Source organism: Bacillus manliponensis, assembly GCF_000712595.1.
Taxonomy (GTDB): Bacteria; Bacillota; Bacilli; order Bacillales; family Bacillaceae_G; genus Bacillus_A; species Bacillus_A manliponensis.
On sequence record NZ_JOTN01000019.1, the window covers coordinates 36,237 to 54,902 of the forward strand.

At 34.8% G+C, this 18,666-nt stretch carries 16 protein-coding genes and 2 pseudogenes; 15 read left to right on the forward strand and 3 right to left on the reverse strand.

Translation table 11 applies throughout. The features are described 5' to 3' along the window. Window positions 1–73 precede the first annotated feature (73 nt). The 3 genes from BAMA_RS18365 (at window position 74) to BAMA_RS18375 (ending at window position 2,250) form a co-directional block, all read left to right on the forward strand. Window positions 74–1,423 (forward strand): DUF4026 domain-containing protein, encoded by a 1,350-nt coding sequence (locus tag BAMA_RS18365; protein ID WP_034642125.1) that lies wholly within the window; start codon window positions 74–76, stop codon window positions 1,421–1,423. Between the two features lie 108 nt (window positions 1,424–1,531). Then, window positions 1,532–1,897, forward strand: coding sequence for a hypothetical protein (locus BAMA_RS18370; protein ID WP_034642128.1), 366 nt, complete (start codon window positions 1,532–1,534; stop codon window positions 1,895–1,897). A 122-nt stretch (window positions 1,898–2,019) separates the two neighbouring features. Continuing rightward, on the forward strand, window positions 2,020–2,250 hold the full coding sequence (locus BAMA_RS18375) for a DUF1444 domain-containing protein (protein WP_235184477.1): 231 nt from the start codon (window positions 2,020–2,022) through the stop codon (window positions 2,248–2,250). Window positions 2,251–2,341: 91 nt separating this feature from the next. Here BAMA_RS18375 and BAMA_RS24620 read toward each other — a convergent pair whose 3' ends face one another. Then, complete coding sequence (locus BAMA_RS24620) at window positions 2,342–2,509, reverse strand: hypothetical protein (RefSeq protein WP_157406041.1); 168 nt, start codon at window positions 2,507–2,509, stop codon at window positions 2,342–2,344. Between the two features lie 427 nt (window positions 2,510–2,936). Between BAMA_RS24620 and BAMA_RS18380 the strand changes: the two genes are divergently transcribed. The 10 genes and pseudogenes from BAMA_RS18380 (at window position 2,937) to BAMA_RS18420 (ending at window position 14,086) form a co-directional block, all read left to right on the forward strand. Beyond that, window positions 2,937–3,881, forward strand: coding sequence for an ATP-binding protein (locus BAMA_RS18380; RefSeq protein WP_034642132.1), 945 nt, complete (start codon window positions 2,937–2,939; stop codon window positions 3,879–3,881). Between the two features lie 17 nt (window positions 3,882–3,898). Further along, complete coding sequence (locus BAMA_RS18385; RefSeq protein WP_034642134.1) at window positions 3,899–5,641, forward strand: tetratricopeptide repeat protein; 1,743 nt, start codon at window positions 3,899–3,901, stop codon at window positions 5,639–5,641. Between the two features lie 197 nt (window positions 5,642–5,838). Next, on the forward strand, window positions 5,839–6,363 hold the full coding sequence (locus BAMA_RS18390; RefSeq protein WP_034642136.1) for an NUDIX hydrolase: 525 nt from the start codon (window positions 5,839–5,841) through the stop codon (window positions 6,361–6,363). A gap of 292 nt (window positions 6,364–6,655) precedes the next feature. Further along, window positions 6,656–6,937: pseudogene (locus BAMA_RS24625) on the forward strand (ATP-binding protein); the annotation flags it as partial. Window positions 6,938–6,954: 17 nt separating this feature from the next. Beyond that, on the forward strand, window positions 6,955–8,709 hold the full coding sequence (locus BAMA_RS18395; protein WP_034642139.1) for a tetratricopeptide repeat protein: 1,755 nt from the start codon (window positions 6,955–6,957) through the stop codon (window positions 8,707–8,709). Window positions 8,710–9,055: 346 nt separating this feature from the next. After that, a pseudogene (locus tag BAMA_RS18400) lies at window positions 9,056–10,080 on the forward strand (glycoside hydrolase family 113). A 90-nt stretch (window positions 10,081–10,170) separates the two neighbouring features. Beyond that, a complete protein-coding gene (locus BAMA_RS18405) occupies window positions 10,171–10,362 on the forward strand; it encodes a DUF378 domain-containing protein (protein ID WP_034642143.1) in 192 nt (63 codons plus the stop codon). Between the two features lie 194 nt (window positions 10,363–10,556). Further along, complete coding sequence (gene serC / locus BAMA_RS18410) at window positions 10,557–11,639, forward strand: 3-phosphoserine/phosphohydroxythreonine transaminase (RefSeq protein ID WP_034642145.1); 1,083 nt, start codon at window positions 10,557–10,559, stop codon at window positions 11,637–11,639. 12 nt (window positions 11,640–11,651) lie between these two features. Next, a complete protein-coding gene (locus BAMA_RS18415) occupies window positions 11,652–12,824 on the forward strand; it encodes a 3-phosphoglycerate dehydrogenase family protein (RefSeq protein ID WP_034642148.1) in 1,173 nt (390 codons plus the stop codon). A 14-nt stretch (window positions 12,825–12,838) separates the two neighbouring features. After that, window positions 12,839–14,086, forward strand: coding sequence for a DUF1015 domain-containing protein (locus tag BAMA_RS18420; RefSeq protein ID WP_034642150.1), 1,248 nt, complete (start codon window positions 12,839–12,841; stop codon window positions 14,084–14,086). Between the two features lie 274 nt (window positions 14,087–14,360). Here BAMA_RS18420 and BAMA_RS24630 read toward each other — a convergent pair whose 3' ends face one another. Beyond that, window positions 14,361–14,780: a helix-turn-helix domain-containing protein gene (locus tag BAMA_RS24630; RefSeq protein WP_157406042.1), complete on the reverse strand. Its 420-nt coding sequence runs from the start codon at window positions 14,778–14,780 to the stop codon at window positions 14,361–14,363. Between the two features lie 465 nt (window positions 14,781–15,245). On the opposite strand from BAMA_RS24630, the gene BAMA_RS18430 reads away from it, so the two are divergent. Then, entirely contained in the window at window positions 15,246–15,917 is a 672-nt protein-coding gene (locus BAMA_RS18430; RefSeq protein WP_034642153.1) for a response regulator transcription factor, read from the forward strand. A 1-nt stretch (window position 15,918) separates the two neighbouring features. Continuing rightward, window positions 15,919–17,298 carry a sensor histidine kinase gene (locus BAMA_RS18435; protein ID WP_034642155.1) on the forward strand — a complete coding sequence of 460 codons (1,380 nt, stop codon included), beginning with the start codon at window positions 15,919–15,921 and terminating at the stop codon, window positions 17,296–17,298. A gap of 39 nt (window positions 17,299–17,337) precedes the next feature. On the opposite strand, the gene BAMA_RS18440 is transcribed toward BAMA_RS18435, so the two are convergent. After that, a complete protein-coding gene (locus BAMA_RS18440; protein WP_034642157.1) occupies window positions 17,338–18,615 on the reverse strand; it encodes an MFS transporter in 1,278 nt (425 codons plus the stop codon). Between the last annotated feature and the right edge of the window lie 51 nt (window positions 18,616–18,666).

The window sequence follows — 18,666 nt, forward strand, 5'->3', positions numbered from 1 at the left end:
ATAGAGAAAAAATTAGAAGATTGATAAGTGATTTCAAGTGTCCAAGATTTAAATGAGATGGGAGCGAGTATGGATGGAAGTACAAACAGAAGAATATCGTGCGGCGATTAAAGGAACGTTGGAACGTCATTTTTCTGATATGATTGCTGTTATACCGGAAAGACTTTCGTTAGATCAGTTAAAACAACGATTAGAAATTGTTGCGACTACAGTAGATGAGTTGAAAATTGTATATAGTGATGAGACAAGCCTTATTGTGGAATTGCATATGGATGGGGAAATGATACCGTATGAGATACATATTGAGGAGACAAGAGATGTAGAAGAATATAAGCTATATAATAGACAAGACTCCACGATAATAGATGATGTTTTTGAAGATGTTTCTGTAGGGACTGAAATCTTTACACGTACAATTTTTTCTGGTGATGTGCTCAGCTGTTTTTACGATCAATTGCAATTTTTATGGAAACTTGCACCTGATTTATTATTTGTCATCGACTCGAGTGCAGCGATGAAAGTGCTATCGAGAAGATACATTGAATATCACATTGAAAATGAATTGTTACCGGATATTCCCGATTTATATGTCATTCATTCAGTTTATAGAGAAGGGGAAAATGGTGAACCTACGCAATATTGGTTTCATACACATGGACTTTTAAGAGCAGGAGTAACGGAAGTGGAATTAATTATTCCAAATCGTCTTTCTTCTTATTACGGTATTTCTGATCTCTTTCAAACATTTGCAAATAATGCAATTGAAAATGGATATGTATCGATTAACGAACCTGTAGTTATAGCACAAAGTCAGCAAGGTACAATATATACCGTAGCGGTCCCGTGGGAAAAAGGTTTATCTTATATTGGACATAAAACGAGTATTACGGAATTAACTTCAATTGAAGAGGAAGAAGTATCTATTCAATTAACCGATGCAAATGAATTATTTCTTGGAGGAATGGATGATCGGGACGAATACCATCAGCTCCCGTCTGTTGTGTTGTTTCAACTTAATGCTACAGAAGGATATATTGAAAGCTTTTTCAACAAACAACAAGAAAATACTGGGTTGATGTTCTACAAAACGAATAAGGAAACAGCTCGAATGGCTTATAATGCGAAGAACACCTTCGGATATTTCGCCAATATTTTTAATGTGGAAGAAAACAATGAGGACTTCCGTTTTCTTGCAAAGTTTGGTGTTCATTATGAAGAAGATAAAAGTGAACATATGTGGTTTGAAATGAACAATATAACAGAAGAAAACATACAAGGAGTACTCATTAACCAACCATATTTTATTAAAGATATGACTGAAGGAACATGCTATAATCTAGATTTTGAAGACTTAACGGAATGGGTTATTTATGTTGGAGATGAGGTTATAAAACCTAGTAACTTATATTTGTTTTTTGGATGAGTGTTTTTTAACTATAAATGTAATGATATGTATCTTTAGCAGCATGAGAGAATCCAAGGAAGTATATTAGATTTAAAAATGAGGAGAAAATTTTAGGGGGAGTTTGAAATGGCTATAAAAGTAATAAGGGCAACTGGTATAATGGGCGGAGCTACAAGGGTAGCTTTGAAAGTGGATAATGAAGTCGTAATGAAATTAGCAAATAATGAAGAGTACAGCCTTCCTTCTGATGTAGAAAAAGCGAATATAAAAGTAAATCAATTGTTTTTTGGAAGTAAAGAAACAGAAGTGAAAAGCGGCGATATAGTTGAAATTAAGATTAATAGTATTGCGATGTTATTATTTTTCGTTTCATTGATAGCGGTGTTATTTGGTTCAACCCTTAATACTAATGTTATTTTGTTTGGGATGGTGGGGTTGTTGGTAACGCTTGTGTATGCATGGAACAATTGGTTTAAATTAGAGGTTCAATAATAGAAAACAGCAGAGATTGTATAAAAGGTCTCTGCTGTTTTTTTGCATAATAATTGTTTACCTTATTATTAGTTTTGAGGTGTTGAAGGGTATGAAACGTAAAGTGACAAGAGAACAATTAATTGAATTTTGTAATTAGTTCAATTGTTTTAGATGATTTATGGGATTATTCATTAAAAGAATTTGTATCAAATGGTTATGCAGTTGCAATACCGGCAAGAGGTATTCTTGTATTTTGTGACTGTAATGCGAGTAATGGAATTAAAAAGATGAGAAGTATAATAGAAAAGATTTGGAAAGATAGTGATCATTTACTTATTGATAAAATTTTAGTGAGCAGTGAAGGAGAGTGACAATTTGTTAGTACTGGCTTGCAATCTCTTTCAATCGCGAAAAATCTATCCGAGTGTAGTCATATGAGCTTAAACACCAAATAAACACACATTAAGTGTGTTTATTTGGTGTTTGCTTCTTTAAAATGTTTATTTTGGATTTTATTTCAGCAACCTTTTTATGAAATGCTGTAGCTTTTTTAGTTCTTAGCGCTTTTTTAAATTTTATCGATTCAGCAATACTAAGGATTCGTACTTCTTTACCCTCTTCAGAATGCAATGATATCAACTCCTTGATGGATTTTTTTACATAAAACATGTTTTTAACATAGCGATAGTGAAGTGGCGGGATGTTAGCCTGAAATTGAACTGATATAAATTAATTATATGTCGTTTTTGTTTTGTAGTTACATTTTAGATGATTTTCCTTGCTTTTTAGACTTGTCAGAAGTGATAGTGGCTCCGTTTTATCCCGCATTAACAGTCCGTAAAAGCCCGATTGGTCGGGCTAATATTCAGTGGGGGATGAAGAATCCCCTCCACTGAGTGAAGTTTCACTTTATTGTGTTCGGAAAAAGTAAAAAAATGCTATTTTTATTGATATTCGACAATTTATAACAAAAAATACAAAAAACGTTTGATAATATGTTTTTTGGAATGTTACATCGTGTTTTGCTGGGAATTTGAAACGTAAAAGGAAAGTGAAGGTGTACAAAGTGGAGAAGTATAGAGATAAGATTAAAGTCATTTCGTTTGATAGAGAGAAGAATCAAATGGTTGAAGCGGAAGAGTCGAAGCAAACATTTGCTGATGTTGGTGGAATGGAAGAGATTAAGAAGCGGATTAATATGGATTTTATTCTTCCGATACAATCGCCTGAGTATTTTAAAGCGTTTGGAAAACAAACAGGCGGCAGCTTATTGTTTTACGGTCCACCTGGCTGTGGGAAAACATTTTTGGCGCGTGCAGTAGCTGGAGAAATTAATGCGAATTTTATTCATTTGGAACTGCAAGCAATTCTTTCGATGTGGTCTGGTGAGTCGGAGAAAAATTTGCATGAAGTGTTTGAAGAAGCTCGTAAAACAAAGCCTTGTATTTTATTTATTGATGAGTTGGATGCTTTTGGAGGAAATCGCCAAAAGATGGGAGCGCATCATCAGCGTACGTTAGTGAATCAGTTGCTCGTAGAAATGGATGGTAGTAATTCTTTTAATGAAGGTGTGTATATTATAGGAGCGACAAATACACCGTGGTATATTGATCCTGCTCTTAGACGCCCTGGTCGCTTTAATTCACTTATTTTTGTAGCGCCTCCAAGTTTAGAAGAGCGATTGACAATTTTAGAGTTAAAGACAAAAGATAAGCCACAAACAGAATTGCAGCTTGATATTGTAGCAAAGTACGCCGAGCATTTTTCAGGCGCAGATTTAACATACTTAGTCGAAGATGCGATTAATCAAGCGATTCATCGTTCATTTGAAACAGGACAGCTACAGCCACTTTCAAATGAAGATATATTAGCAGCGATGAAAATGCGCCAACCAACAACGCTAGATTGGTTTTCAACAGCGAAAAATTATGCAACGTTTAGCGATGTGAATAAAGATTTTGATAAAGTATTAGATTATATGAGAGAGCACGGGTTGAAATAGCAGATAGGGAGAGGGATATGGAACAAACTGTTCGAGATAATTTAATCACAGTCAACCATTGGTTAAAACTTGGTAATGTAGAGAGAGCAAAAGAAGAAGCGGAATGGATGATTGAAGAGGATTCTGAAGATGCTTCTGGTTATCTTTGTTTAGCGTATGTGTATTTTTATGGCTTACAAGAAGAAGGAGAAAGTATTTTCTATTTAGAAGAGGCGTTAAGACTTAATCATATAGATGAGACGGTTTTATTAGTAGCGCTAGAAATATCTGATTCACAGCAAGCGATTGATAAAATACGAGAGCTAGCAGAAATAGGTATGAAAAATTATACAGAAAATGCAGTGTTCTATTATTATATGGCACATGCATATCTCTTGTTAGAGACTCCTAAACAGTCTTTGCCGTATTATGAAAAAGCAATTGAGTTAGACCCGGAGAATGAACTGTATATTGGAAGGTATGCGTTAATTTTGTATTATTACTTCCCAAAGCGAAAGCAAGATGCACTAAGAGCGGAAGAGCGTGCATTAGAGCTGAATCCTGAAAATGTGATGAATCTTGTAGCATTTGCGGATTATGCGAAGGAACAGAGGCAGTTTAAAAAAGCGCGAATGTTAGCTGAAACTGCAATGAAACTAGAGCCGAATCATCCAGGTGTGCAGAAAATTTATAAAGAGACAATTGTGACGAAAAATAAGTTTTGCCACTTTACAATGAACCTCTCAATATTAATTGTTCCATTAGCGAAGTTTATCAATCTTTTTCGCTTTATAGAAGGGAAGAGTCCATCTTTTTTTAATATACTAGTATACATTAGTTCGGTTATCTACTTTATTATACCGATAGTGTTTCTAGAAGAATATGCGCTTGTTTTATATGGTGCTTTGTTTGGAATGTCCTTTATTTCTGGCAAGATTCAAGATAGAATGCTTCGTAATCTCGGTCTATCGGATAAACGGAGCGGGGAGTATAATACGCAGAAAAATAAGCGGAAACGGGATAAAGAAATAAGCAAGATGATGCGTAATAGTCATAGTAAGAAAAATATTACGACTGAAAATACAAATGTATCAGAAGAAGAGTTGCAGTTACAATTAGAGCAGTTGTGGGGACCGGGTGCTTCGGTTGAAAAAAGTAAAGAAGCTTTGCCGCAGCAGAAACTATCTGAGAAAGAACGGAAAGACGTAAAAGGGTATTCTCGTTTGAAGTCATCACCATATAAAGGCTGGATTATTTTTATTGTGACTGTGTTACTTATTCGTATTATTTATAGTGGAATTAAGTATTATCAAATTCACGAAAATGCAAATCAAGATCAAGAAATAAAAGTAAGTGAAGAAATAAAAGACGTAACGGTTGAATACAATTCGGAAGAGTTGAAAGTAGGAATGGAAAAAACAGAGATGTATATCATTTCTATGACGTTTTCAGTTTTTAAACAAAGTGATGGTAGTGAAGAATCTTTACGAGAAAGTGTAGAAGAAAATTACATAGCAACTGTGCTAGAGAAAACTGGGCAACCATCATTTGAAAGTTTAAAAGCAGCTCGCATTATGAAGCTATATAAAGAAAATGGTAATTTATATGTGTTACTGCGTAGCAGTGATAGAAGCCGTTTTGTTTTAGAAATGTCTCCTAGTAAAATAAAACGTATTTACGGCGAGACGTGGGATAATAGTGAAGTTGAAATGCAAATCCATAATGAATTAGTAAAAAAGTTAGAGAGACAGGGAACAGAACCGAATGTAGCAGGATTGTGAAGTTGAGATTGTGTAAGACATAGTCGGATGATTCACTATGCGACGGTCAATGAAACAGGAAGCCCCTTCTTTAAACAACTCGAAAGAGTGTTAAGGAGGGGTCATTCACAGGTTCTACTGTTTTTTTGTTAAAATTATATTAAGTTAACGGTAAGAAGAGCACGGTAGAGGGTAAGAAGTAGAAAGGATATGATGGCATGTACAAGTACACAATATGTTTCATTAGAAAAGGAGGAAAAATACTACTCTTAAATAGAAATAAAAAACCACTAATGGGAATGTGGAATGGTGTTGGAGGTAAAATCGAGGATAATGAAACTCCATACGAAGGAGTAATTAGAGAAACGTTTGAGGAAACGGGTATTCAACTTCATAGTGTAACTTATAAAGGTAATGTCATCTTTAAAGATAAGGATGAACTTGAAGATAGTGATGGAATGTATGTATTTCTTGCTGTTTTACCAGATGAAGTACATATTGAGACTCCTTTAAACACCGACGAAGGTATATTAGAATGGAAGTCAATTAATTGGATCTTAGATGAGGATAATAGGGGTGTAATTAGCAATTTAAAAAGGTATTTGCCAAGAGTATTGCAAGATGAAAAAAAATTAGAGCATACCTTCATTTATGATCACCACAATATTATTGATTACACAGCTTCTAATCTTGGTGAAGATGATATGAAAAAACGATATGTACAACCTCTTGTTTCTCAATAGGATATTACATAAATACTTATTTTAACTATACAAAGTGCTTAACCTTATATATAAAACTTAATATTTATATACTTAACCTCACGAAAGAAACCACACATAACTACAATCTATGGTTTCTTTTTATTTTGTTTAAAAAAGTAAAAAAATGCTATTTTCCTTTGTGCTCGACAATTTATGACCAAAAAGACAAAAAACGTTTGATAATATGTTTTTGGAATGTTACATCTTGTTTTGCTGGAATATTGAAATGTAAAAGGAAAGTGAAGGCGTACGAAGTGGATAAGTATGAAGAGAAGATAAACCGCAAACAGAATTACAGATTTATATTGTAGCAAAGTACGCCGAGCATTTTTTAGGTGCAGATTTAATGTAGATTAATCAAGCGATTCATCGTTCATTTGAAACGGGACAATTACAGCTGCTTTCCAATGAAGATATATTAGTAGCGATGAAAATGCGCCAACCAACAACGCTAGAGTGGTTTTCAACAGCGAAAAATTATGCAACGTTTAGTGATGTGAATAAAGATTTTGATAAAGTATTAGATTATATGAGAGAGCACGGATTGAAATAGTAGATGGGGAGAGGGATATGGAACAAACTGTTCAAGATAATTTAATAACAATCAACCATTGGTTAAAACTTGGTAATGTAGAGAGAGCAAAAGAAGAAGCGGAATGGATGATTGAAGAGGATCCTGAAGATGCTTCTGGTTATCTTTGTTTAGCGTATGTGTATTATTATGGTTTGCAAGAAGTAGAAGAAAGCATCAAATATTTAGAAGAAGCGTTACGACTAGATCATAAAGAAGAGATGATTTTATTAATAGCATTAGAGATATTTGCTGAACAAAAAAATATGAAGAGAGTGCAAGAGTTAACGGAAATTGGGATGAAAAACTATCCGGAAAATGCAAAGTTTCATGCTTACATGGGACAAGTCAATATTGTTGCAAAGAAGATTGTTGAGGCGCTTGCTTGTTATGAAAAAGCAATGGAGTTAGATCTGGAAAACGAAAAATATGTAGGGAGCTACGCAGTACTTTTATACTATCATTTCCCGAAACGAAAAGAAGAACGTTTAAGAGCTGAAAAGCGTGCGTTAGAACTAAATCCGGAAAATGTTGATAACCTTGTGAATTTTGCAGTTCTTGCAAAAGGGGATGGGAATTTTAAAAAAGCAAGAATGCTAGCGGAAGCGGCGATGAAATTGGAGCCAAATCGCAAAGAGGTAAAAACAATTTACAGCGACACAATTGCAACAAAACATAAATTTTGTGTGTTTATGGCTAGTGTTACACATTTGTTACATCGTCCTTTTTTAAAGTTTTGTAAGTCTCTTAGGTTTCTGGGTGAAAAGTTTCCGAAGACAGGTTTAACATTTGTATTTTTCGTTTATATAACTGGTTGGATTTTACCAATATATTTTACTGGTTGGTATGCCGGTAGTGTATATATCGCATTAGTTATTATGTACCTTATTTCTGGTGGGATTAAAAGTAAAATTTTAAAAGAAGTTGGTTTAGGTAGTGAATTGGATGATGCCTATAATAAGAGAAAGAATAGAATAAACCGTGAAATAGAAATATTAAATATGGAAATTGAGATGAAGCGTAAAGAAAACTATACTGCGACTACTCCAAAGTTGCTAGAAGAAGGGTTAGAAACACAGTTAGAACAATTTTGGAGTTCGGGAGCGGTATTTGAAAAAGATAGTATGGAAGAAGAAAATGCAAGCTCTCAGCAAAAACTCTCTGAAAAAGAGCATGAAGAAATAAAAGAATATTCTCGTATTAAATCACCGGGTTATAATGGCTGGTACATTTTTATAGTGGCTATGTTGCTTGTCTCTATCGTTTATCGCAGTATCGGCTATTACCAACATACAAAAGAAGTGAATAAAAATGAAGGACCGAAAATAAGTGAGGAAGCGAAACAGGCAATTGTTGAACATAATTCAGAAGAGCTAGAAAAACAAATGAAAAAAACAGATGTTTATATAATTGCGCTAACGCTTTCCTCTTTTAAAAAGAGTGATTTGAGTGAGGATTCTTTACGAGAAAGTGTAGAAGAAGGTTATATAGCGAATATTATAGAGAAGAGTGGCCAACCATCATTGGAAAGTTTGAAAAACTCTCGTATGACGAAAATATATGAAGAAAATAGTAAAACATATGTGTTGTTAAATAGTGATGATGGCAGTCGTTTTATTTTAGAAATGCTTTCAAATAAAATTAATCGCATTTACGGCGAAACATGGGACAATAGTGAAGGGGAAATACAGATATATTATGAGTTGTTACAAAAACTGGAGACAAATGGTGTAAAACCAGATGTAAGAGAATAGTGTCAGTTATAAGAAGCATAGAAAGAATTTATTCTATGCTTCTTGTAATTTAGAAGTCAAAATTTATATTATGAATAAGTCAAATTTGCTACAAGATGTCCTAATTCATAACCAATCTTTACTACGATAGCCCCCAATGTAATGTATATTTGATAAATGATGGGTGTTCTTTTAATAGTTTGTTTAAATTTCCTATAGTTAACCTCCAATGGAAACCACGTAAATTCATTGCATTATAATATAATGAATTTATGTGGTTTTGAAATGTTTTTACATTTCGTTGTATCAGTAACTGAATAGGAGGGTGAATATGCAGGAGAAAAGGAAACCATTCTATATATTAGGGATGGTGTTCATCATGTTATTTTCTTTTTGCTTTCAAGCATCTGCAAGTGTACATACTGTAAAAGATGATAAAATTAAGGCAGGAAATGTAACAGTATGGGAAGTAATATTGAAAAAGTACTACAAGATGTAGAAAGGTTGAACTTAAATACAGTAAACGTTCCAATCCAAGTAGATATTCCTAACGTGTATTCATCAAATATGATGATTAATGAGAAGCAAAAGCAAGAAGCAATTGTATTAATTGAAGAATTAGTAAAGCATAACATTCAAGTCATTGTCGAGCCATTTCCGTTTATTCAAAATGGAAATGTTGGAGAGACAGAATGGAATCCTAGCAATATTAATGATTTTTTCTGGAAGTGGAAAACAATTGTATTACAAAACATTTTTGATGACATTACAAGTCAATATGATATATATGGGCTGAAAATTGCTTCTAACTTTGTTCATATGGAGTATGCAGAAGGGTATTGGAACGATACGATTGATTTTGTGAGAGCACATTATAATGGGGAAATTTTATACCAAATGAACTGGTGGCTTACGACGACGTGGGATCCATCATATGAGCTCGCTTTTGCAAAAAAGATTAGTCGGCCGTATTTGAAAAAAGTTGATATTGTTAGTATTGATAGTTGGTTTGAACTTTCTGATCAAAAAGCACCTACGTATAAAGATATTACACAGGCTTTATATGGAACGACTGTATATAATCGTGGTCAAAATGTGGTGGAGCAACTAGAACAATTACATAAAGTAACTGGAAAGCCTATTTACTTTGGTGGTTTTAATGTTCCAGCGAAAGAATATGGTTTACAAAACCCATGGAATCCAGATGTTTCAAATGTATTTTCTTCGTCTGTGCAACAGGATGGTTGGCGTGCATATCGTGATATATTAGAACCAAAACCTTATTTTAAAGGATTTTCAGTTTGGTTTATTGGTTCTTACGATGACAATCATGCGTATCACATTCATAGTAAAGAAACGGAGAACGTTATATATAATTGGTATGAAAAATAAATTTCATAAAGAAACGTGCAAGTTTCCGAATTCACTACATATATTTATAGCGAAAGGCCTTTCACCATTTTTCACCTAGGGGGAGTCAGCATGAAATTTTTATCTTATCTGACAGCAATTTTGGTGATTTTGGGCGGATTAAACTGGTTAGGTGTTGCGCTGGATTTTAATTTTGTAGAGGAACTGTTTGGTTCTGTACCAGCTCTTGTTGACACAGTTTACTGGCTTGTAGGGCTTTCGGCATTGTATCAAATTTATGATCGCTTTTTAGCAAATAACTAGCAATTATATTATTTATACTTAGGGAGGCTGCTTAAGGGGAGGCGGTCTCTTTTTTGTATTTTTAACAGTTGTAAACGATTCCACGACGTTTTAATGCTAGGTGGGAAAAAGAAATTGACCGGTATTTTTATATAGGTTATAATTCAGAAAGTTCAAAAAATTAAACGATTTAAATTTGAGGGAGGTATCATGTTATGGAAAGAGTATATAATTTTTCAGCTGGACCATCTATGCTCCCTTTACCGGTATTAGAAAAGGTGCAGACGGAATTATTAAACTATAGTGGCACAGGGATGTCGATTATGGAGATGAGCCACCGGGGACCAGCTTTTCAACAAGTGATGGATGAAGCAACATCTTTGTTACGGGAGTTAATGAACATACCTGAAAATTATGAAGTGTTATTTTTGCAGGGCGGGGCGTCACTTCAGTTTTCTATGATTCCACTTAACTTATTACATCGTTTTAAGAAAGCGAGTTACGTACATACAGGTTCATGGTCAAAAAAGGCAATGCAAGAAGCGAAAAAAATAGGCAATGTTCATCTGCTAGCATCTTCAGAAGAAAATCGTTTTACAACGATTCCATCTATTCATCAATCTACTATTCCTACCGAGGTCGATTACGTACATATTACAACAAATAATACCATTGAAGGCACACGCTATAAAGAGATTCCCCTTACAGGAGAAATCCCACTCGTTGCCGATATGTCTTCAAACATTTTATCAGAAGAGTACGATATTACGAGATTTGGCTTGATTTACGCTGGTGCTCAAAAAAATTTAGGGCCAGCAGGGCTTACCGTTGTCATCATTCGAAAAGATTTAATTGGTCATGCAGATGCATCTTGTCCAGCGATGCTAAATTATGAAACGTATAGTAAGCATGGCTCTTTATATAATACGCCGCCATCTTTTAGCATTTACGTTACGAAACTCGTATTAGAGTGGCTAAAGGAGCAAGGTGGTGTACGTATAATGGAAGAGAAAAATCGTGAAAAAGCAGCATTACTATACAATTTTTTAGATGAGTCAAAGTTTTTCTCATCACCTGTACATCATGCTTACCGCTCTCTTATGAATATCCCATTTACAGCACCATCGGACGATTTAAATCAAACATTTATTCAAGAGGCGAAAGCACTTGGATTAGAAACATTAAAGGGACATCGTTCTGTTGGTGGAATGCGAGCTAGCATTTATAACGCAATGCCAATTGAAGGCGTGAAAAAGCTTGTTGACTTTATGAAAGCATTTGAAATGAAGAATAAATAAGGGGATGAAGCAATGTTTCATATTCAAACGTTCAATCAAATTGCAGAAAAAGGATTGGCTACATTTTCTACGGAAAATTATAAAGTTGGGGCAAATATTGAATTACCGGATGGTATTTTGTTAAGAAGTTATTCTTTACATGAAGAAGAGCTTTCATATAATTTACAAGCGATTGCAAGAGCGGGTGCAGGAGTAAATAATATCCCTGTTGAGCGTTGTACGGAAAAAGGGATTGTTGTTTTTAATACACCAGGAGCAAATGCAAATGCGGTAAAGGAGTTAATACTTGCTAGCTTAATTATGTCATCTCGTAATTTAATTGACGGGATTGTATGGACGAAAGGGTTAGAAGGAGAAGGGGTACCAAAGCTTGTTGAAGCGGGAAAAAAGCAATACGTTGGATCTGAAATTGCGGGGAAACGATTAGGAATTATCGGTCTTGGGGCAATTGGTGCTCTCGTTGCAAATGATGCATTGTCACTCGATATGGAAGTAATCGGTTATGATCCATATGTTTCAGTGGAAACAGCGTGGCGCTTATCAAGACAAGTTCAGCGTGCTTTTAATATAGAAGAAATTTTTGCGACATGTGATTATATTACGTTGCATCTGCCTCTTCTTGAACAAACGAAGGGTATCGTAAGTAAAGAGGCATTTGGAATGATGAAAAAAGGAGTTCGTCTATTAAACTTCTCACGTGGAGAACTTGTAGATGAAGCTGCATTAGAAGAAGCTTTAGAGGTAGGGACAGTTCGTCACTATATTACGGACTTCCCAAATGAGCGTGTGTTACAAATGAAAAATGTTATTGCAACGCCGCATCTTGGCGCATCAACAGCTGAGTCAGAAGAAAACTGTGCTGTTATGGCAGCGCGTCAGCTTAAAAACTTTTTAGAAACAGGTAATATACGAAACTCCGTCAACTATCCAAATGTTGAACTTCCTTATATCGGGAAGAAACGAATTACAATTGCTCATCAAAATGTCCCAAACATGGTAGGACAAATTACTGCGTGTTTAGCGGAGCATAGTATTAACATTGCGGATATGATTAACCGAAGTAAGGGCTCTTTTGCTTATACAATGATTGATATTGATAATGGCATTGATGATATAATTAAAGAGAATGTATTAGATAATATTAAGAAGATTACAGGTGTTGTAGCCGTTAGAATGATTGTATAAAGGGGAGAGAGCTTATGGTAATAATTCGTCCATTTCGAGCAATTCGTCCTGCAGTAGAGAAAGCAAAGGAAGTTGCAGCCTTGCCGTATGATGTATTAAATAGTGAAGAGGCACGGGAAGTTGTAAAAGGGAATCCATACTCTTTTTTACATGTTGATAAAGCGGAAATCGATTTAGATCCAGCGCTATCACCATACGATGACCTTGTTTATGAAAAAGCAAATGAAAATTTACAACAGATGATAAAAGATGGCATTTTTATACAAGAAGAAAAGTCCTGTTTTTATATTTATAAATTAACGATGAACGGAAAGTCACAGTCTGGTCTTGTCGTTTGCACATCGATTGATGAGTATGAAAATGATACGATTAAAAAGCATGAACGAACAAGATATGAAAAGGAAAAAGATCGTATTCGCCATGTTGATGCATGTAATGCAAATACAGGTCCAATTTTTTCAACATATCGTACAAAACAGGAAGTATCTGCGCTTGTAGCACGTTGGCAAGCAGAACATGCACCAATTTATGAATTTACTGCGGATGATGGAATTGAGCATGTTGCTTGGAAAGTGGATGATGAAGAAACAGTGCATACATTTATTGAGATGTTTCAACATGTTCCCACTATATATATTGCGGACGGACATCATCGCTCAGCCTCAGCGGTAAAGGTAGGTTTGATGAGGCGTGAGCAATATCCAAACTACACAGGAGAAGAAGAATTTAATTACTTCTTATCTGTTTTATTTCCGCAAGATGAGTTGGCCATTTTAGATTATAATCGTGTAATTACAACTTTAAATGGGTTAACAGAGGAACAGTTTTTACAAAAGCTTGACCAATCTTTTTATGTAGAAAGAGCAGAGGTTTCACCATACAAACCAACAGAACGCTGCACATTTGGGATGTACTTGAATGATAAATGGTACACCTTGAAAATAAAGGAAAACTTAGTTGATATGAATGATGTTGTAAAGCGATTAGATATTTCTATTTTACAAGACTATGTATTTAGCCCTGTTTTACAAATCCATGATCAACGTTCTGATGATCGTATTGACTTTATCGGTGGTATCCGTGGCTTACAAGAATTAGAACGCCTTGTTGATAGTGATCAATTTCAAGTAGCTTTTGCAATATATCCAACGTCTATGGAAGATTTGTTAGCGATTGCGGATGCAGGAGAAGTAATGCCGCCCAAATCAACATGGTTTGAACCGAAGTTAAGAAGTGGATTGTTTATTCATTTATTACAGTAGAAGGTAAGACAACTTTCCTATATTACTAAAATGTAATGATAGGAAAGTTGTCTTTTTTACTGTATAAAATGTAGCTATACAATCTCTTATTAGGTTAGTGGTCGGTAATTTTAAACGCTTTGTCGAGCTTTTTATGATAGTAGTTGAATCCTTGTACGCTAAATGGTATTAAAGAATCCTCATACTTTGTAGGAAGAACTACATCTTAGATGCTACGAGGAAGGAAGTGTTTGGTGATAAAGCGTATATGTTCAATACGGGCAGTTTTCTTGTATTATCGCTTCATTTCCAGTGATTTTAACAATTTTGCTACATCGTCACGAAGTTTTTTCGCTTCTTCCAAATTAAATTCTGTAAATTTGTCATGTAAAGCTAATCTAATACGATTAGCTCTCATAAAAATGAGATTATATTGAACTTTTGTTTGATTCATTCCACCGAAAATCTCCTGCATTCTTTGTAAATCGTTTTTAATTTCGTGACTCAGTATATTTTTTATTTTTTGTTCTTCATTAACGTCACCGAAAATTCTTTGCATTCCTTCATATGTTACAAGAATTGTTTCTCCACTTTTCTTTGCTTCGTTCTCTTTAAATTCCTCTCTGTCAAAGTACTCTATCACTGTTTTAAACGATACTCCCCATATTTCTGAGGCTTCCTGTATTGTGTAGACATACTTTAATGTGTCTTTCAAAAATAACCCTCCCTTGCATTTCTTTGAATACATCTTATGAAACAGAAATACATTGTGTATACAGAAAAAAACGAATTATGATAAAGGAGTATATTATTTTTTACATGTGTTTTAATGCTCTTTTAAAAACGGAATAGTAATGAAATATGAAAGAAATGTAGTATTTATGATTCATTTTTATCAATTTAGCCAAGAATACTCCTTCCTCGAGGAACGTGAAGGGCATAGCCCAGTGAGCAGGTGGGAGCTGAATTGGCTTCGGAAAAGGGGTGGCTTAGCCACTTATCGCGTGGATTAATGGCTTGAAAATTTTATCCCGTATTTCAGAAAATAGAAATTAGAAAGGGTATATAATCTTTGTAGAGAAAGTATGATTTGAGAACAGTGCTTTCTATTTTTGTTGCAAAATGTAGTTTTCTTTTTTAATGTAGAAGGGAATAAAGAAGTAAGAAAGGAACACACATTATGATACATATTTTAGTAGCAGATGATGACCGTCACGTTCGTGAATTGTTGCATCATCATTTACAAAAAGAAGGGTATGTCGCATTGGAAGCTGCGGATGGAAAAGAAGCGCAAGCAGTATTAGAGAAGGAAAATATTCAGCTTGCGATTGTTGATATTATGATGCCTCATGTTGATGGATATACATTATGTGAAGAGATTAGAAAATATTATGATATTCCTGTTATTTTATTAACGGCAAAAAATCAGCTTATTGATAAAGAAAAAGGTTTCTTATCAGGAACAGACGATTATATTGTTAAACCGTTCGAACCAGCAGAAGTGCTCTTTCGAATGAAGGCGTTGCTTCGTCGTTATGAGAAGGTTAATGCAAATATCATCCAAGTAGGCGATACAACAATTGATCGGAAAAGTTTTGAAGTGAAATGCAAAAATCAGACAATATTATTACCATTAAAAGAATTTGAGTTATTATCACAACTTGCTAGTTATCCTGGAAGAATATTTTCGCGTGAAGAGTTAATTGAACTCATTTGGGGAATTGATTTTACCGGAGATGAAAGAACGGTGGATGTACATATTAAGAGGCTTCGTGATCGATTTTCAAAACGAACGGACGATTTTCAAATAAAAACGGTGCGCGGCATGGGTTATAAATTGGAGTTGAAATAATGTGAGGTCATTATATACAAGGTTTGTCTTCATTTCGATATGTATTATGCTTTGTACAAGTATTCTCGGTTTTTTATTAGCGAACGTTTATTATCAAGTGAAGCTAAAGCCTTATAACAGTGAAAAGATTTTACGGTATGCACAAGTGGTAGCTAATATGTATGAAAAGCAAGAGGATGAAAACAAAGAAGCGTATTTATATTCTATTACAAATCTTGGTTATGAAATTTACGTAGTGAATAATCAAAAACAAGGAAAGCAGTATGGAAACGCATTTCGAACGATAAATGTAGATGAAAAAACGATTGATACTGTATTGCAAGGGAATGTATATAATGGTGTTTCCAAGTATCCAACAAGGTTGTTTATTACAGGTTTCTTCGATAACGAATTAATGAATAGTGTTGGAGTACCGATAAAAGATGGAGAGAAGCAATATGCTCTATTTATCCGCCCTGATATTGGTCAACAGTTTGGTGAAATGCGAATTTTCTTGGCCATTTTATTAGCTTTTATTGTTGTGTTAAGCATCGTGTGCATTGCTATTGGAGCACGGTATATTATCCGACCTATTCGAATTTTGACAAAAGCGACACAAAAGATTGCAAGTGGAGAATATGATATTGAGTTAGATGATAGACGGAAAGATGAAATTGGATTATTAGCAGTTAGCTTCCGTAAAATGACCAAAAGCATACAAGATTTAGATCAAATGAGACAAGAGTTCGTGTCCAATGTATCACATGAATTCCAATCACCACTAGCATCGATTCAAGGATTTTCAAAAACGTTGCAAAGTGAAAACATAACAGAGCAAGAAAGAGGTCATTATTTAAAAATTATCGAGCTGGAAAGTAAGCGAATGTCTAATTTATGTAAGCAGCTATTAACATTAGCATCTTTAGATAAGGAAGAACATGCATTGCAACTACAAACGTTTTCGTTACAACAGCAAATAAAAGATGTGATCTTTATGTTAGAGTGGCAATGGCAAGAGAAAGATATCGCGATTGAATTTGATATTCCAAGTATGTCTGTAACAGCTGATAAAGACTTGTTATATCAAGTTTGGACGAACCTACTTACAAATAGTATTAAGTTTACAGATAGCGGAGGAACAATTGCATTTCATGTAGAAGAACGAGGTGATACAATCGTTACTTCTATTTCAGATAACGGAATAGGAATGGAGACCGAGCAATTAAATAAAATTTTTGATCGTTTTTATAAAGTGGATGAAGCGCGGGCTAGAAACGTGGAAGGAAGCGGACTTGGTTTATCGATTGTAAAAAAGATTGTTGATTTACATGATGGAGAGGTTGAAGTAGAGAGTGAGAGCGGGAGAGGGACGAAGGTTTCTGTTATACTTCTGAAAAAGTAATGAGAAAGAAGACATCCATAAGGAGTCTTCTTTTTTGTTTCACATAACAGAACCTTGTTTCTGCTCTTCCTTTGCGTATAGTTGGAACGTTTCCCACGTGATGTCATCTGTTTTCGGTAATGATCGTAATTTCGGATGAGCGAGCCAAACTACCGCAGTGCATAAAATACCGATACTTGTGAAGGAGAAAATGAAAGTGCTATTTACTATCGTAGCAAGATATCCACCAATTAATGAGCCAAGCGGCATAGCGATGATGCCCATGCTTCGCGTAACAGAGTTGACTCTGCCAAGTAAATGATTTGGAATTACGGACTGACTTAACGCAGCAAATACTATATTTGTACCGCCAATCGGTATCCAAGCGAAACTAAAAAATAAGACTGCAAGAGACGGTATAGGTATCCATACAGATGCTAACCAACAGAGAGAAGAAATTGTAAAACTTATAATGGATACGTGGCCTAGTCTATATTTTCTGAGTAACGAACCACATAAAGCACCAATTAACGAACCAGCAGAGATTGCTGTTAAATACATGCCGTACCATTGTACACCACCTTTTGTATCTGCAAAGGAGGGTAAAATAGCCATCGTTATTCCGATAGAAAAGTTAGCGATGATAGAGCCGATTAAAAGAATTTTCGTTAATGAATGAAAGACGATGGAAAACCCTTCGCGTAAATCTGTAAAGTAGTTTTTTATTGCTTCTGTCTTACTTTTTTCTTCATTTTTTGTTATTTGTTCAGAAGCTGGAAGCTTGATGAGATGAAATAAAAGTGCAGCAATAACAAATGTAAAAGAATCGATAATATAAAGGGTGATAGCCCCAACAGTTGCGACTAATACACCAGCAACTGCATTACATACGATATCAATTCCTTGATAAGCAAATGAGAATAATGTATTCCCTTTTAATAGTTGTGTTTTTTGGAGTAACAATGGCAAAGCTTTCGTTTGCGCTGGGTATGCAAATTGTTCAATGAAGGAAACGATTGGCATGATGATTAATAAGAGCTGGACAGTTAGTAGATCGAAGTAGTATGTAATGGGAATGATTAAGATGATGATAAATTGTAATAGTTGTGTAATGACAAGTGTATGGCGTAATCGCCACCGGTCAACAAATGGCCCGGTTAAAAATTGTAGCGCGGAAGGAAGTAACGTTAAAAAGCCAGCGAGTCCGGAATAAAAAGCATTTCCACCAAGTTCATAGACGAGCCACATTGCGGCGATATAGTAAAAGCTGTCTCCAATATTCGTAACAATTCTTCCTAAAAATAAAAACAAGAAATCTTTATTGCGCAATAAGTTCATTCTTTTCACTCCTTTTCATAAAAATTACTCGGTCAAAAAAAATTGACCGTT

Bases quoted from the DNA above. Each gene is read 5' to 3' on its own strand.
- BAMA_RS18405 (WP_034642143.1), top strand. From the start codon at position 10,171: ATGAAATTTTTATCTTATCTGACAGCAATTTTGGTGATTTTGGGCGGA.
- serC (WP_034642145.1), top strand. From the start codon at position 10,557: ATGGAAAGAGTATATAATTTTTCAGCTGGACCATCTATGCTCCCTTTA.
- BAMA_RS18385 (WP_034642134.1), top strand. From the start codon at position 3,899: ATGGAACAAACTGTTCGAGATAATTTAATCACAGTCAACCATTGGTTA.
- BAMA_RS18420 (WP_034642150.1), top strand. From the start codon at position 12,839: ATGGTAATAATTCGTCCATTTCGAGCAATTCGTCCTGCAGTAGAGAAA.
- BAMA_RS18370 (WP_034642128.1), top strand. From the start codon at position 1,532: ATGGCTATAAAAGTAATAAGGGCAACTGGTATAATGGGCGGAGCTACA.
- BAMA_RS18390 (WP_034642136.1), top strand. From the start codon at position 5,839: ATGTACAAGTACACAATATGTTTCATTAGAAAAGGAGGAAAAATACTA.
- BAMA_RS18415 (WP_034642148.1), top strand. From the start codon at position 11,652: ATGTTTCATATTCAAACGTTCAATCAAATTGCAGAAAAAGGATTGGCT.
- BAMA_RS18440 (WP_034642157.1), bottom strand. From the start codon at position 18,615: ATGAACTTATTGCGCAATAAAGATTTCTTGTTTTTATTTTTAGGAAGA.
- BAMA_RS18365 (WP_034642125.1), top strand. From the start codon at position 74: ATGGAAGTACAAACAGAAGAATATCGTGCGGCGATTAAAGGAACGTTG.
- BAMA_RS18395 (WP_034642139.1), top strand. From the start codon at position 6,955: ATGGAACAAACTGTTCAAGATAATTTAATAACAATCAACCATTGGTTA.
- BAMA_RS18430 (WP_034642153.1), top strand. From the start codon at position 15,246: ATGATACATATTTTAGTAGCAGATGATGACCGTCACGTTCGTGAATTG.